At 54.4% G+C, this 14,770-nt stretch carries 15 protein-coding genes; 11 read left to right on the top strand and 4 right to left on the bottom strand.

Going from position 1 to position 14,770, the window contains the following annotated elements; all coding sequences use genetic code 11:
- The first annotated feature begins 56 nt into the window (after positions 1-56).
- The 8 genes from grxB (at position 57) to RT197_RS07945 (ending at position 6,130) form a co-directional block, all read left to right on the top strand.
- A complete protein-coding gene (gene grxB / locus RT197_RS07980; protein WP_312949007.1) occupies positions 57-704 on the top strand; it encodes a glutaredoxin 2 in 648 nt (215 codons plus the stop codon).
- A gap of 121 nt (positions 705-825) precedes the next feature.
- A complete protein-coding gene (locus tag RT197_RS07975; RefSeq protein ID WP_312949005.1) occupies positions 826-1,386 on the top strand; it encodes a lipoprotein in 561 nt (186 codons plus the stop codon).
- A gap of 138 nt (positions 1,387-1,524) precedes the next feature.
- Complete coding sequence (gene pyrC, locus RT197_RS07970; RefSeq protein ID WP_312949003.1) at positions 1,525-2,571, top strand: dihydroorotase; 1,047 nt, start codon at positions 1,525-1,527, stop codon at positions 2,569-2,571.
- A gap of 72 nt (positions 2,572-2,643) precedes the next feature.
- On the top strand, positions 2,644-2,889 hold the full coding sequence (gene dinI, locus RT197_RS07965; RefSeq protein WP_312949001.1) for a DNA damage-inducible protein I: 246 nt from the start codon (positions 2,644-2,646) through the stop codon (positions 2,887-2,889).
- A gap of 283 nt (positions 2,890-3,172) precedes the next feature.
- Positions 3,173-3,427, top strand: a complete 255-nt coding sequence (gene bssS, locus RT197_RS07960; RefSeq protein ID WP_312949477.1) for a biofilm formation regulator BssS — start codon at positions 3,173-3,175, stop codon at positions 3,425-3,427.
- A 113-nt stretch (positions 3,428-3,540) separates the two neighbouring features.
- Positions 3,541-4,659 (top strand): N-methyl-L-tryptophan oxidase, encoded by a 1,119-nt coding sequence (gene solA, locus RT197_RS07955; protein WP_312948999.1) that lies wholly within the window; start codon positions 3,541-3,543, stop codon positions 4,657-4,659.
- A gap of 327 nt (positions 4,660-4,986) precedes the next feature.
- Positions 4,987-5,553 carry a cytochrome b gene (locus tag RT197_RS07950; protein WP_312948997.1) on the top strand — a complete coding sequence of 189 codons (567 nt, stop codon included), beginning with the start codon at positions 4,987-4,989 and terminating at the stop codon, positions 5,551-5,553.
- Position 5,554: 1 nt separating this feature from the next.
- On the top strand, positions 5,555-6,130 hold the full coding sequence (locus RT197_RS07945; RefSeq protein WP_312948995.1) for a YceI family protein: 576 nt from the start codon (positions 5,555-5,557) through the stop codon (positions 6,128-6,130).
- A gap of 38 nt (positions 6,131-6,168) precedes the next feature.
- Here the strand turns inward: RT197_RS07945 and RT197_RS07940 are convergent, their stop codons facing one another.
- The gene (locus RT197_RS07940) at positions 6,169-7,218 is read right to left on the bottom strand and encodes a rhodanese-related sulfurtransferase (protein WP_312948993.1); all 1,050 of its coding nucleotides are present in this window, start codon (positions 7,216-7,218) and stop codon (positions 6,169-6,171) included.
- Positions 7,219-7,439: 221 nt separating this feature from the next.
- On the opposite strand from RT197_RS07940, the gene RT197_RS07935 reads away from it, so the two are divergent.
- The 3 genes from RT197_RS07935 to RT197_RS07925 all read left to right on the top strand — a co-directional run bounded on the left by RT197_RS07935 (position 7,440) and on the right by RT197_RS07925 (position 10,232).
- A complete protein-coding gene (locus RT197_RS07935; RefSeq protein WP_312948991.1) occupies positions 7,440-8,360 on the top strand; it encodes a Kdo(2)-lipid IV(A) acyltransferase in 921 nt (306 codons plus the stop codon).
- Positions 8,361-8,508: 148 nt separating this feature from the next.
- The gene (gene mdtG / locus RT197_RS07930; RefSeq protein WP_312948989.1) at positions 8,509-9,738 is read left to right on the top strand and encodes a multidrug efflux MFS transporter MdtG; all 1,230 of its coding nucleotides are present in this window, start codon (positions 8,509-8,511) and stop codon (positions 9,736-9,738) included.
- 116 nt (positions 9,739-9,854) lie between these two features.
- On the top strand, positions 9,855-10,232 hold the full coding sequence (locus RT197_RS07925; RefSeq protein ID WP_312948987.1) for a MysB family protein: 378 nt from the start codon (positions 9,855-9,857) through the stop codon (positions 10,230-10,232).
- Positions 10,233-10,260: 28 nt separating this feature from the next.
- Here RT197_RS07925 and RT197_RS07920 read toward each other — a convergent pair whose 3' ends face one another.
- The 3 genes from RT197_RS07920 to mdoG are packed head-to-tail and all read right to left on the bottom strand — an operon-like array spanning position 10,261 to position 14,619.
- Positions 10,261-10,488, bottom strand: coding sequence for a YceK/YidQ family lipoprotein (locus RT197_RS07920; RefSeq protein ID WP_312948985.1), 228 nt, complete (start codon positions 10,486-10,488; stop codon positions 10,261-10,263).
- 47 nt (positions 10,489-10,535) lie between these two features.
- On the bottom strand, positions 10,536-13,073 hold the full coding sequence (mdoH, locus tag RT197_RS07915; RefSeq protein WP_312948983.1) for a glucans biosynthesis glucosyltransferase MdoH: 2,538 nt from the start codon (positions 13,071-13,073) through the stop codon (positions 10,536-10,538).
- Positions 13,066-14,619: a glucans biosynthesis protein MdoG gene (gene mdoG / locus RT197_RS07910; RefSeq protein ID WP_312948981.1), complete on the bottom strand. Its 1,554-nt coding sequence runs from the start codon at positions 14,617-14,619 to the stop codon at positions 13,066-13,068. Before mdoG ends, mdoH begins: the two co-directional genes overlap by 8 nt.
- Between the last annotated feature and the right edge of the window lie 151 nt (positions 14,620-14,770).

Genomic DNA, 14,770 nt, shown 5'->3' with positions numbered 1-14,770 from the left:
AGCGTCTGTTTCTCTTCCATACTGAACATCTGGACGGTAATACCTGGAGGAGAAACGTGAAGCTATATATCTACGACCACTGCCCTTACTGTGTAAAAGCCCGTATGATCTTCGGCCTCAAAAATATCCCTGTGGAGCTTATTACGCTGCTCAGCGACGATGAGGCCACGCCGATCAAAATGATCGGCCAGAAGATGGCCCCTATCCTGCAAAAAGACGACAGCCGCTATCTGCCGGAAAGTCTTGATATCGTTCACTATGTCGATAAAGTCGATGGGAAACCCCTGCTGACCGGCGCACGCAATCCGGCGATTGAAGAGTGGCTGCGCAAGGTAAATACCTATGTTAACCGGCTGCTGATCCCGCGTTTTGCAAAATCGCCGTTTGATGAATTCTCCACGCCCGAAGCACGACGTTATTTTACGGAGAAAAAAGAGGCGACCCTTGGCAGCTTTGCCGATCACCTTTCCCATTCAGAAGGACTGATTAAAAAAATCAGTAATGAACTGCGCGATCTCGATAAGCTTATCGTGCAGCCGAACGCGGTTAACGGCGAGCTGTCCGAAGATGACATTCACCTGTTCCCGCTGCTGCGCAACCTGACGATTGTCGCCGGTATCACCTGGCCCACCAGGGTGGCGGATTACCGCGATAATATGGCGAAGCAGACGCAAATTAACCTGCTGACGTCCATTGCATCCTGATCCTCGGGCGGACGTTCGCGTCCGCCCGCTTTTTAAGCCTTTTCCCCTGTTCAATTCGCTGCTGACAGTACATGCTGGATTATGCCAGGATGAGCATCATTGCGTAATGCAGAGGAAACCCATGAAGAAGATTGTTGTTGCCGCAGCGCTTGTTATCAGCGGCGTGCTGGCAGGTTGTAATCAGCTTACCCAGTACACGGTGAGCGAAAATGAAATTAACCAGGCCCTGCAAAAACGAAATAACTTCGCCAAAGACATCGGTCTGCCGGGAGTGGCGGACGCGCACATTGTCTTAAATAATCTTACCAGCGCCATTGGTCGGGAAGAGGCCAATAAAGTTACGCTGAATGGCGATGCCGCACTGGATATGAATTCACTGTTTGGCAGCCAGAAAGCAACCATCGTCCTGAAACTCAAAGCCCTTCCTGTTTTCAATAAAGAGCAGGGCGCGATTTATTTACAGGAAATGGAAGTGATCGACGCCAGCGTTAAGCCGGAGAAAATGCAGCCGGTCGTGCAGACGCTGTTGCCTTATCTTAACCAGTCGCTGCGCAATTACTTCAACCACCAGCCCGCGTATGTGCTGCGTGAAGACAGCAGCAAGGGCGAAGCGCTGGCGAAAAAATACGCTAAAGGTCTCGAAGTCAAACCTGGCGAGATCGTCATTCCTTTTACCCATTAACGCGCCGCCGGGCACTTTTCTGCCCGGCGAAATCCGACGATGCTGAAGAAAAGAGTGCAAACGAAAACGTTTCCGCCTATTCTTAGTGCCCGGCAAAAACAGCCCTGATGACTGACTCTCACCTGCCGGAGCGCTTCCATGACAGAACAACCGCAAGTTATTAAAATCCGCCGCCCTGACGACTGGCATCTTCATTTGCGTGACGGTGAAATGCTGAAAACCGTAGTGCCTTATACCAGTGAAGTCTATGGCCGGGCGATCGTTATGCCCAATCTTGCGCCGCCGGTAGTCACTGTGGATGCCGCCATTGCCTACCGCCAGCGCATTCTGGATGCGGTGCCTGCCGACCATACCTTTACCCCGCTGATGACCTGTTATCTCACTGACTCGCTTGACCCGGCTGAGCTGGAGCGCGGTTATCGCGAAGGGGTATTTACCGCCGCCAAACTCTACCCGGCGAACGCCACCACTAACTCCAGCCACGGTGTGACCCATATTGATGCCATAATGCCGGTGCTGGAACGGATGGAAAAATTGGGGATGCCGCTGCTGGTTCACGGCGAAGTGACTCATGCGGATATCGATATTTTCGACCGTGAAGCGCGGTTTATTGACACGGTGATGGAGCCGCTGCGCCAGCGTCTGCCGGGACTGAAAGTGGTTTTCGAACACATCACCACGAAAGATGCGGCGGATTATGTCCGCGAAGGTAATGAGCGCCTCGCCGCCACCATTACCCCGCAGCACCTGATGTTTAACCGCAACCACATGCTGGTCGGCGGCGTGCGTCCACATCTTTACTGCCTGCCGATCCTCAAGCGTAATATTCACCAGCAGGCGCTGCGTGAGCTGGTTGCCAGCGGTTTTGATCGCGCGTTTCTCGGCACGGATTCCGCCCCGCACGCCCGTCATCGCAAAGAAGCGAGCTGCGGCTGCGCGGGCTGCTTTAACGCGCCGACCGCGCTTGCCAGCTACGCCACCGTTTTCGAAGAGATGAATGCCTTAGCCCACTTCGAAGCGTTCTGCTCCCTGAACGGCCCACGCTTTTATCAGTTGCCGGTTAACGACACCTTCATTGAGCTGGTGCGCGAGGAAAGCACGGTGGCTGAGTCCATTGCCCTCTCCGACGATACCCTCATCCCGTTCCTCGCCGGTGAGACGGTGCGCTGGACGGTAAAAAAATAATTTTTTGCGCCCCCTGTTGTATCTCAATGCGTTAAACTGTATAAACATACAGTGCATTCACAGGGGGCAATTATGCGTATTGAAGTCACTATCGCCAGAACCACCACGTTACCGCCCGGTGCGCTGGACGCCCTTGCGGGCGAGCTGTCCCGACGCGTTCTCACTCATTTTCCTGATTGTGATGGTAACGTCAGCGTACGTTACGCTGCCGCCAATAACCTGTCGGTGTTCGGCGGGCTGAAAGAAGACAAAGACCGTATCAGTGAAATTCTCCAGGAAACCTGGGAGAGCGCGGACGACTGGTTCATTACTGAGTAATTTTGCTCCCTCATTGTGCATGTTTGCCGGGTCGCCCCGGCTTTTTTTTTCATCTGATGTCTGTTGCTTTTTTAGTCAATATCTTATTGATCTGCTGACTTAATAAAAATTAGCGAACAAGCTCACGCTTAATTGTTCAAAAAAGACGTGCCTGCGAAGAAATATTTCTGGTTAAATAGTTTTAATGGAACATTTTACCCGATCATTGATATACTTAAGTTGCTTCAGAAAAACGCATTGAACCCGAGAGCTATTATCTTTTAACGCACAGAAAGGGGTCATGATGGAAAAAAATAATGAAGTCATCCAGACCCATCCCCTCGTCGGATGGGACATCAGCACCGTAGACAGCTACGATGCACTGATGCTGCGTTTACATTACCAGACCCCCAATCAGCCTGAGACCAATGAAGCAGAAATTGGTCAGACCCTGTGGCTGACAACTGACGTCGCCCGTCAGTTTATTTCAATATTAGAAGCCGGTATCGCGAAAATAGAATCCGGTGACTACCAGGAAAATGAGTATCGCAGGCATTAGTTTAATGCTTAAAATTCACTCAACAGGCACCCTCCGGGTGCCTTTCTTATTTGCGCTGCCGGATAATAAACGTATGCTAATTCTTGTCAGGTTAGCTAATTTACAGAGGCATTATGCAATACGATCTATTAATCATTGGCAGTGGCTCCGTTGGCGCTGCCGCTGGCTACTACGCGTCGCGTGCCGGGCTGAAGGTGCTGATGACCGATGCCCATCTGCCTCCGCATACGGAAGGAAGTCACCACGGCGACACGCGCCTGATGCGCCATGCCTATGGCGAAGGGGAAAAATACGTTCCGCTGGTGCTCCGCGCCCAGGCGCTATGGGACGCCTTTGCCGAAGCGTCCGGCGAAGCGGTATTTGAGCGCACCGGCGTGATCAACCTCGGTCCGGCGGATTCCTCCTTTCTGGCAAACGTCGCCAGCAGCGCCCGGCGCTTCGGTCTGGATGTCGAACAGCTGGACGCGCAGGCGGTCATGGCCCGCTGGCCGGAAATTCGCATTCCCGATAATTTTACCGGTCTCTTCGAAGCAAATTCTGGCGTACTGCGCAGCGAGCTGGCGATCAAAAGCTGGGTGCAGATGGCGCGTGACGCGGGCTGTGCGCAGCTTTTTAATTGTCCGGTAACGGCGATCCGCCATCATGCCGACGGCGTGAGCATCGAAACTGCCGATGGCGAATACCACGCGCGCAAAGCGTTGATCAGCGCGGGAACCTGGGTGACGAAGCTGCTCCCGGACCTGCCGCTACAGCCGGTACGCAAAATTTTTGCCTGGCATCAGGCCGACGGGCGCTACAGCAGCAAGAATCACTTTCCGGCCTTTACCGGTGAGATGCCCAATGGCGATCAGTTTTACGGCTTCCCGGCAGAAAACAATGAGCTGAAAATCGGCAGGCATAACGGCGGCCAGACGATCCGCTCTCCTGAGGAACGTAAAGCGTTTGGCACGGTTGCCAGCGACGGTTCGGAGTCATTTTCTTTCCTGCGCAATATTCTTCCCGGCATTGGCGGCTGTCTGTACGGCGCGGCCTGCACCTATGATAATTCCCCGGACGAAGATTTTATTATTGATACCCTGCCCGGTCAGCCAAATACGCTACTCATTACCGGCCTTAGCGGTCACGGTTTCAAATTCGCCCCGGCGCTGGGGGAAATTGCCGCGCTGTTTGCGCAGGATAAAACCAGCGAATTCGATTTAACGCCATTCTCCCTTTCCCGCTTCCGGCAATAATGTTTGCGGCCTGCGGGCCGCATTAATTATTAGCTGACTCATATTTTGTACTTATATTCGCCAGCGTGCCCCCTGCATTGACAAAAGCTGACATAACTTAATAAATCTTAAAATTAGCGCCAAATTTTTGAATGACTTTTCGCTGTCACAATCCCGCCATGATGCAACAATTGAGGTATAAAGCCCGAATATCATGAATAAAAAACGATAATAAATTCAAATTTATTGAGTAAGTTTAAATAGTTATGAAATATGTGAAATTGATGTTGCAATATATTTTCCCGGCCAGCATTGTAAGTCGACATAATTACAACCTGGACTCCGGGAATGAACCTGAAAAATTCATCTCATCGCTATGGATTTGTCTCAATCGCCCTGCACTGGCTGGTGGCTATTGCCGTTTACGGCATGTTTGCGCTGGGTCTGTGGATGGTGACGCTGAGCTATTATGACGGCTGGTATCACAAAGCCCCGGAATTACATAAAAGCATCGGCATCCTGCTCATGATGGCGCTGGTGATCAGGCTTGTCTGGCGAGTGATTTCCCCCGCGCCCGCGCCGCTGGCGCACTACTCCCGACTGACCCGCGTTAGCGCAGTGCTGGCGCATATCGCGCTTTATGTTCTGTTGATAGCCATTGTCATCAGCGGCTATCTGATCTCGACCGCCGACGGTCAGCCCATCAGCGTATTTGGTCTGTTTAACGTCCCCGCGACGCTAACCGATGCCGGTACGCAGGCCGATCTGGCGGGCACTCTGCACCTGTGGCTGGCCTGGAGCGTGGTAGGACTTTCCGTACTGCACGCCCTCGCCGCCCTCAAACACCATTTCATCGATAAAGACGATACCCTGCGCCGTATGCTGGGAAAATCGTCGCCTGACTCTGGAGCGTAAAATGAAAAAAAGCCTGCAAGGATTATTACTCGGAAGTCTGTTGCTGACCGCCGGTTCCGCCATTGCCGCCGATTACAAAATTGACAAGGAAGGTCAACACGCCTTCGTGAATTTCCGCATCCAGCATCTTGGCTATAGCTGGCTGTACGGCACGTTCCGCGACTTCGACGGGACCTTTACTTTTGACGAGAAAAATCCTGCCGCCGATAAAGTGAACGTGACCCTGAACACCAACAGCGTGGACACCAACCACGCCGAGCGTGATAAACATCTGCGCAGCGCGGATTTCCTCAACGTCGCAAAATTCCCGCAGGCGACATTTACGTCGACAGCTGTGAAAGCGGCGGGTGACGGACTGGATGTCACCGGCGATCTGACCCTTAACGGCGTGACGAAACCGGTCACGCTGAAGGCGAAGATGATCGGCCAGGGCGACGATCCGTGGGGCGGCAAACGCGCCGGGTTTGAAGCGGCGGGCAAAATCAGCCTGAAAGAATTTAATATTAAAACCGATCTGGGCCCGGCATCGCAGGATGTTGAGCTGATCATTTCGGTGGAAGGCGTACAGCAGAAATAACCTGTATCCGGCGGCGTTTGCCGCCGGGTTTACGACTCTTATTCCGGGTCGGGGATACCCAGGCGGGTATTCAGACGGCCCCGCGATTTATTAAAGATCTTATTGCCATTTTCCCGCCCGGCCCGCAGGCGGCGCTGCTCTTCTTCCGGGAGCGCGCGTTCGCTCTGGCAGGTTTCACTACAGCATCCGGCATACTTTTCCGCACAGGCAGGACACTGGATAAACAGCAGGTGACACCCGTCGTTCAGACAATTGGTGTGGCTGTCACAGGGCGCGCCGCACTGATGGCAGTGCGCAATCACCTCGTCGGAGATGCGTTCGCCCATGCGCTCATCGAAGACAAAGTTTTTACCGATAAAACGTACCGGCAGCCCCTGTTCGCGGGCGCGGCGGGCATATTCAATAATCCCGCCCTCAATGTGCCAGACCTTACTGAAACCGTTATGTTTCATCCACGCACTGGCTTTTTCACAGCGGATGCCGCCGGTGCAGTACATTACGATTTTCTTGTCTTTATGTTCCTGCATCATCTCAACCGCTTTGGGCAGTTGCTCGCGGAAGGTATCGGCAGGGATTTCCAGCGCGTTTTCGAAATGCCCCACTTCGTACTCGTAGTGATTGCGCATATCGATAAACAGGGCGTCGGGATCGTCAAGCATGGCGTTCACTTCCGCGGCCTTCAGATACTGACCCACATCGCTGGCGTCAAAACTGCTATCGTCAATACCGTCCGCGACGATACGGTCGCGCACTTTCAGGCGCAGCACCCAGAAAGATTTGCCGTCGTCATCAAGCGCAATGTTCAGGCGCAGCCCCTGAAGCGCCGGGTCAACGCTATCCAGTAATGTCCGCAGGGCGTCAACGTTGCTTTGTGGAATGCTGATTTGTGCATTAATCCCTTCGTGCGCCAGGTAAATGCGCCCGAAAACGTTCAGCGCCGTCAGCGCGGTGTACAGCACGTCGCGCGTAGCTTTGGGATCGGCGATAGTAAAATACTTGTAGAATGAGATCGTCGTGCGCGGTTCGGTTTCGGCCAGCATCCGCGCCTTCAGTTCCTCATTCGAAATGCGGTTGTGTAACACTGGCATGGTGTACGTTCCTGCAATCGTGAGTGAATGTCATAAGCGGTCGGCATGATATAGCAATAACCGCCAATTTACATCCCCACATTTTTAGCTACATTTCACTCATCTTAAACACTTACAATCTACAATTGCTTTTTTTCTACGCTCCCTGTCGCCCGTTATGTTGGCAAGTGATAAAAAAATGCGACAATAGAGGGAGTTGTAGATCGAATAACAGGAATGACATGACGCATTTACCAAAATTCACCGTAGCGCTGCTTCATCCGCGCTACTGGTTAACCTGGCTGGGTATTGGCACTTTATGGCTGGTGGTTCAGCTACCCTACCCGGTTCTTTACCGCCTCGGACACAGCCTCGGGCATCTGGCCCGGCGCGCAATGAAACGCCGGGCGAAAATCGCCGAGCGTAATCTGGAACTCTGCTTTCCTGAAATGAGCACCGCACAGCGCGACGAGTTGGTAAGCAAAAATTTCGAATCTGTCGGTATGGGCCTGCTGGAAACCGGCATGGCGTGGTTCTGGTCCGATCGCCGAATGGCGCGCTGGACCGAAGAGCGTGGGATGGATGCGATCAAAGAGCAAATCGCTCAGGGACGGGGAATTTTGCTGATCGGCGTGCATTTTCTGACCCTGGAAATGGGCGCGCGCATTTTTGGTATGCATCTGCCGGGGATTGGCGTTTATCGCCCGAATGACAATCCGGTGCTGGACTGGCTGCAAACGTGGGGCCGCCTGCGCTCTAATAAAGATATGATCGACCGCAAAGATGTGAAGGGAATGATCCGCGCGCTAAAAAACTGCGATGTGATCTGGTACGCGCCGGATCACGATTACGGCCCGCGCACCAGCGTTTTCGTGCCCTTTTTCGCCGTCGAACAGGCGGCGTCAACCTCAGGAACCTGGATGCTGGCGCGTACCTCGAAAGCCTGTATTGCGCCTTTCGTTCCGCGCCGCAAGCCCGATGGCAAAGGTTATGAACTGATCGCTCTTGAGCCGGAGTGCAATCCGCCGCTGGAGAGCGCGGAAGTGACCGCCGCATGGATGAACAAAGTTGTCGAGAAGTGCATCATGATGGCCCCGGAGCAATATATGTGGCTGCACCGGCGCTTTAAAACACGCCCGGAAGGGATGCCTTCCCGCTACTGACCGCCCATGCAGCTCTCCGCGAGCTGCATTTTTTTGCGTTAGCGATAAAAGCTGTCCCGATTGTTCTCTCCCTGCCTGCGGCGCATAATTAGCACCCTTATGATTTTTGGCTATGTTTATATAACGCAACGCAACCTAACGGGAGCCTATGCCCTCTTCAGACACCCCGATAAACTGGAAACGTAATCTGGCAGTCACCTGGTTTGGCTGCTTCCTGACCGGTGCCGCGTTTAGCCTTGTGATGCCCTTCCTGCCGCTGTATGTCGAGCAACTCGGCATTACCGATCACAGCGAGCTGAATATGTGGTCGGGGCTGGTCTTCAGTATTACCTTTTTGTTTTCCGCTTTTGCTTCGCCGCTGTGGGGCGGGCTTGCTGACCGCAAGGGGCGAAAAATTATGCTGCTGCGTTCCGCGCTGGGCATGGCCATCGTCATGCTGCTGATGGGAATGGCGCAGAATATCTGGCAATTTTTGATCCTGCGCGCCCTGCTCGGGCTGCTTGGCGGTTTTATTCCTAATGCCAACGCGCTCATCGCCACTCAGATGCCGCGTAATAAAAGCGGCTGGGCGCTGGGGACGCTGTCGACTGGCGGCGTCAGCGGGGCGCTGCTTGGCCCGCTGGCGGGTGGTCTGCTGGCGGACAGCTACGGTTTACGCCCGGTATTTTTTATCACCGCCAGCGTGCTGTTTCTCTGCTTTCTGCTGACGCTGTTTTTTATCCACGAGCGCTTTACCCCGGTGAACAAAAAAGAAATGCTTCACGCCCGCGAAGTGCTTGGCTCGCTGAAAAATCCCCGTCTGGTACTCAGTCTGTTTATTACCACCCTGATTATTCAGGTGGCGACCGGATCGATCGCGCCGATCCTCACGCTCTACGTGCGCGAGCTGGCGGGTAACGTCAGTAATATCGCGTTTATTAGCGGGATGATAGCCTCGGTGCCCGGCGTGGCGGCGCTGCTGAGTGCGCCGCGCCTCGGCAAGCTCGGCGACCGGATCGGCCCGGAGAAAATCTTAATCGCCGCGCTGGTGGCTTCCGTGCTGCTGCTGATCCCGATGTCATTCGTACAAACGCCGCTGCAACTGGGCATTCTGCGCTTCCTGCTGGGCGCAGCCGATGGCGCGCTGCTGCCCGCAGTGCAGACGCTGCTGGTGTACAACTCAACCAATCAGATTGCCGGGCGGATCTTCAGCTACAACCAGTCTTTCCGCGACATTGGCAACGTCACCGGTCCGCTGATTGGCGCGGCGGTTTCTGCCAGCTACGGCTTTCGCGCGGTTTTCTGCGTGACGGCGGGGGTAGTGCTGATTAACGTGATCTATTCTTCGCTGAGCCTGCGTCGGCGACGTACACCCCCGCTGAAGCAACCAACTGAATAAGCTGGGTTTCATCATACATATCCCTCAGAAGGATGATTTTTTTCGCTTCAGGCTTGCACCGGCAAATATTCAGCTATTCTTTCCTGAACATTACGTCGAATCACAGGGAGACACGCATGACCATGTACGCCACACTCGAAGAAGCCATTGATGCGGCGCGCGAAGAATTCCTCGCCAACAGCCCGGAAGTGGAAGAAGAGGATGCCAGCATCCAGCAGCTGAGTATTCAGAAGTATGTGTTACAGGATGGGGACATTATGTGGCAGGCCGAATTTTTTGCTGAGGAAGGCGAAAATGGCGAATGTCTGCCCATTTTAAACGGTGAAGCGGCGCAAAGCGTGTTTGACGACGACTACGACGAAATTGAACTTCGTCAGGAGTGGCTGGAAGAAAATACGCTGCACGAGTGGGATGAAGGCGAGTTTCAGCTTGCGCCCCCGCTGGATACCGAAGAAGGCCGCGCGGCGGCTGACGAGTGGGACGTGCGTGACTGACGCTTAACCGCAAATGCGTTGTGGGCCGTTACTCATACGGCCCATGACTCGCATCCACCGGCAGTAACAGCGTGTCGAAGATCAGTGAAAACGGCAGGTCCAGGACCGTAAGCCAGCGCCAGCCGGAATCGCGAACATCCCACTGCACCCCAGGATAATATTGATTGCCATGCCCCTGTCCGGGAATGGTACGGCTGATAATACTGCCGCAGCCGCTGAGCAGAATGGTCATTACAATCACCAGCACAATTCTCATCGCCCTTCCCCACATAAAAAAATACCGGCCAGATGGCCGGTATTCGATCAGGATGATTTCACCTTCAGCGCCAGCGGGTTAATCGCCAGTTGCTGATAGTAATTTACCCACGAGGAGTAGCGCTCTGGCGCGCTCCACACGCGATAATGCAGACGCGAGAGCGTAACCGGATCGCTTAGCAGTACCAGACGGCGGTCGCGGTTGAGTTTTTCCGGCGTTTCATTAAGCGCCTGCTCAACGTGACGGTCGCGGGCAATTTCGAGGATATTCCCCTTGCCGTGGCGAGCGGTCGCCATCGCGGTCGCCAGCGCATTAAAGGACGGATCAAAGACTGCATGCATGAAGCCATCTTTTAACGAACGCTGAATATTAAGCTCCAGGAAACGGTCAGTATCGACCAGCACCTGCGGCGGCGAATACTCTTCCGGGATCAGGAACAGCTTCCAGCGTTTCGTGCGCAGCCCGACCGTGGAACGGCTGGAGATCACCGACACGAACGGCGAAAGGATCAGTGAGAACACAATCGGTGCCAGCCAGAACAGGAAACGCAAATCCAGCCATGCCATTCCGACCGCCCATACCAGACCCAGCAGCATCTGCGAGCCGTGACGTTTAAAGGCTTCCAGCCAGGAGGTAGAGTCGTCGTCACGCTGCGGCGAATTCCAGACCACTTCCCAGCCGAGGAAGGCGCTGACCACGAACACGGTGTGGAACAGCATACGCACCGGAGCCAGCAGCACCGAGAACAACACTTCCAGCAGCAGCGAGAGCGTGACGCGGATAAAGCCGCCGTACTCTTTCGAGCCTTTGCACCAGATCAAAATGATGCTGAGCAGCTTCGGCAGGAACAGCAGCACCATCGTTGAGGCAAACAGCGCAATCGCCAGTTCGGGACGCCACTGCGGCCAGACCGGGAACAGCTGTCGGGGCTGAAGGAAGTATTGCGGTTCAGTCAGCGCGTGGACCACCTGCAAGGCGGTGGAAAGCGCGAGGAACATAAACCACAGCGGCGCAGACAGGTAGGACATCACGCCGGTCAGGAACACCGCACGGTGAACCGGATGCATCCCTTTCACCAAAAACAGGCGGAAGTTCATCAGGTTGCCGTGGCACCAGCGGCGGTCACGCTTCAGTTCATCAAGCAGGTTTGGCGGCAGCTCTTCATAGGAGCCTGGCAGATCGTAGGCGATCCACACACCCCAGCCCGCACGACGCATCAGCGCGGCTTCCACGAAGTCGTGCGACAGGATAGACCCGGCAAAGGAGCCTTCGCCCGGCAGTGGGGCCAACGCACAGTGTTCGATGAACGGCTTAACGCGGATGATGGCGTTATGGCCCCAGTAGTGCGATTCCCCAAGTTGCCAGAAATGCAGCCCGGCGGTAAACAGCGGGCCGTAAACGCGGGTGGCAAACTGCTGGCAGCGAGCGTAGAGGGTGTCCATGCCGGAGGCTTTCGGCGAAGACTGAATGATCCCGGCGTTCGGGTTCGCTTCCATCAGGCGCACCAGACCGGTCAGGCACTCGCCCGTCATTACCGAGTCAGCATCCAGTACCACCATATAGCTGTACTGGCTACCCCAGCGGCGGCAGAAGTCGTCGATGTTACCGCTTTTGCGCTTCACGCGGCGGCGGCGGCGGCGATAGAAAATTTGTCCTTCACCCTGCACTTCGGCGATCAACTCCATCCACGCTTTCTGTTCAGAAACGCAGATATCCGGGTTATAGCTGTCGCTGAGAATGTAGACGTCGAAGTGCTGCTGTTGCCCGGTCGCCTTTACCGATTCCCAGGTTGCACGCAGGCCCGCGAAAACGCGATCCACGTCTTCATTACAGATCGGCATGATCAGCGCCGTGCGGTGTTCTGGATTCAGCGGTTCGTTGCCGGTTGTCGATGCGGAGATACTGTATTTATCCCGCCCGATAAGCAGTTGCAGGAAGCCCATCAACGCGGTCCAGAAACCGGCGGAGACCCAGCAAAACAGCACTGCAAAGAGGATCAGGATCCCGGTTTGCAGAATGTACGGCAGAAGCTGCATAAAGGAGACCAGCAGATCCTGGCCGACCATATCGCCAGGATTGATCAGCGCCCAGCCCTGATACGGCAGAATGGTCTTCATGTACCAGGTAGCGACCACGGTCTGCGCGAGGGTTAGTAACAGCAGGATGTAACGGCGGATGCTTCCGACCATACGCCACTGCTGCTCGCTGGCCTGCTGCTCTTTGGTCAGACGCGACAAATAGCGCGGCTGATGCTCGCGTCCGCGCAGCCGATCCCAGAAGCGTCCGACCGGGTTGGTCCGCCACGGGTCGGGAAACATTGAGGAACGTTTTGCCTTCGGCATCGCGTTGAGCTGCGTGCGTCCGAGATCGTCTTTCATCAGCTGATCTTTGTGCAAAGACTCAGGCCAGCTATGCTCCAGACGTGATTTGACTGAGCCGAGCGGTGAATCATCTTCCCGTTTGAAGCGCTGATGATCGCCATCAAGCGCTTCGTGTACCGCCTGAATATCCTTATCGGCTGGAAGTGCCGCTCTTTCAGCGTCCGTGAGCGGCAGTGCGTCGATATACTTCGTTGTATTATTCATTGGCAGGTAGCTGATAGCTCCAGGTTTCACTTAGCGTCTGGTCAGCGTTCACCAGCGCGGCGCGCATCTCAGTGGTCTGCTTAGGATCTTTCACTTTCACCCGCAGCGTCAGACGCCAGCCTTTGGTGACGGAATTATAACGCACGGTGTTTTCGATGATTTCGCCGTTGTCGCCAATGCTGGTCTGCGCGGTGACGGGGGTTTCCGCAGGCAGTTTTTTCATCTCTTCCCCGGCGAAGTCAATCACAAAGGCGAGCGTGCCGTCAGGCTGACGGATCAGATTGGACTGCTTGATGTCACCGGTTGAACGACGGCTTTGGGTCACGTAAGCGTTATCCGGCGCGTGCAGCTTATCTTCATCACGGCTGAAAGTGATGGCATAGCTGAAGTTCATCTCTTTACCGGCTTCAGGAAGCTGGTCAGGCGTCCAGTAGGCGACGATGTTATCGTTGGTTTCATCGTTGGTTGGGATTTCCACCAGCTCCACTTTGCCTTTGCCCCAATCCCCTTTCGGAGTGATCCATGCGCTTGGACGCAGATCGTAACGGTCATCTAAATCTTCATAACGTGAGAATTGACGACCGCGCTGGAGCAGGCCGAAGCCCTGCGGGTTTTCCATCGCGAAACTGCTGACACCCAGATGGCGTGGGTTATTGAGCGGACGCCAGATCCACTCGCCGTTACCGGCGTGAATCGACAGGCCGTTCGAGTCGTGCAGTTCCGGGCGATAATTAGTGGTGGACGATGGCTGATTTGGCCCGAACAGGAACATGCTGGTCAGCGGCGCGACGCCGAGTTTGCCGACTTTATCGCGCAGGTAGACTTTCGACTGCACGTCAACCACGGTGTCGCGGCCTGGCATGATGGTAAAGCGGTATGCACCCGTTGCGCGTGGAGAATCCAGCAGTGCATAGATATTCAGACGTTTATCCGTCGCTTTTGGTCGTTCAATCCAGAATTCACGAAAGCGTGGAAACTCTTCCCCGGACGGTAGCGCGGTGTCTATGGCAAGGCCGCGCGCAGAGAGGCCGTAGACCTGGCCCTGACCCAGCACGCGGAAATAGCTTGCGCCGAGCATACTGACGATTTCGTCGTTTTTATCTTTGCTGTTAACCGGGTAAAGCACTTTGAAGCCAGCAAAACCCAGATCTTTGACGGTGTCTTTATCGTGCTGAACATTGCCAAAATTGAAGTAGTCGGGACTGTATTTAATTTTACGCACGGCGTTCGCGGTGACTTCATTGATGGCGACCGGCGTGTCGAAGTACATCCCCTGATGATAAAATTCGAGCTTAAATGGAGTCTTGATTTTTCCCCAGTAAGCCTTGTCGTGGTTGAACTGGATCTGCTGATAGTCCGCATATTTCATCTCGCGGAAGACGGAGGGCAGATTGCTTTTAGGTGCCTCATAGCCTTTACCTGCCAGTGACTGGGCCTGTTTTGCCACATCATCAATGGAGAACGCCCATGCAGATGAGGTGCACAGGGACAACGTTATGGCTACGCCTAACCAGCGCATTTTTATCATCTGTGATTTATTTTTCATAGTAAGTAAGCACTTCCCCCTTTGTGTGCTTAAATCGATCCGATCCATTTTAATGGAAACTTTGGCAATCCGACAACATAATCCCCGTTTTGTTCAGCTTGCGGCTTAGGGTTAAAGCAACTTCCAGCGCTGTTTGCACTTTACGTGCTTA

Origin of the sequence: Superficieibacter sp. (assembly GCF_032071645.1) — a bacterium.
Classification (GTDB): Bacteria; Pseudomonadota; Gammaproteobacteria; order Enterobacterales; family Enterobacteriaceae; genus Superficieibacter.
The sequence above is the reverse complement of the archived record's forward strand: the minus strand, read 5'-3'. Positions and strand labels throughout refer to the sequence as shown.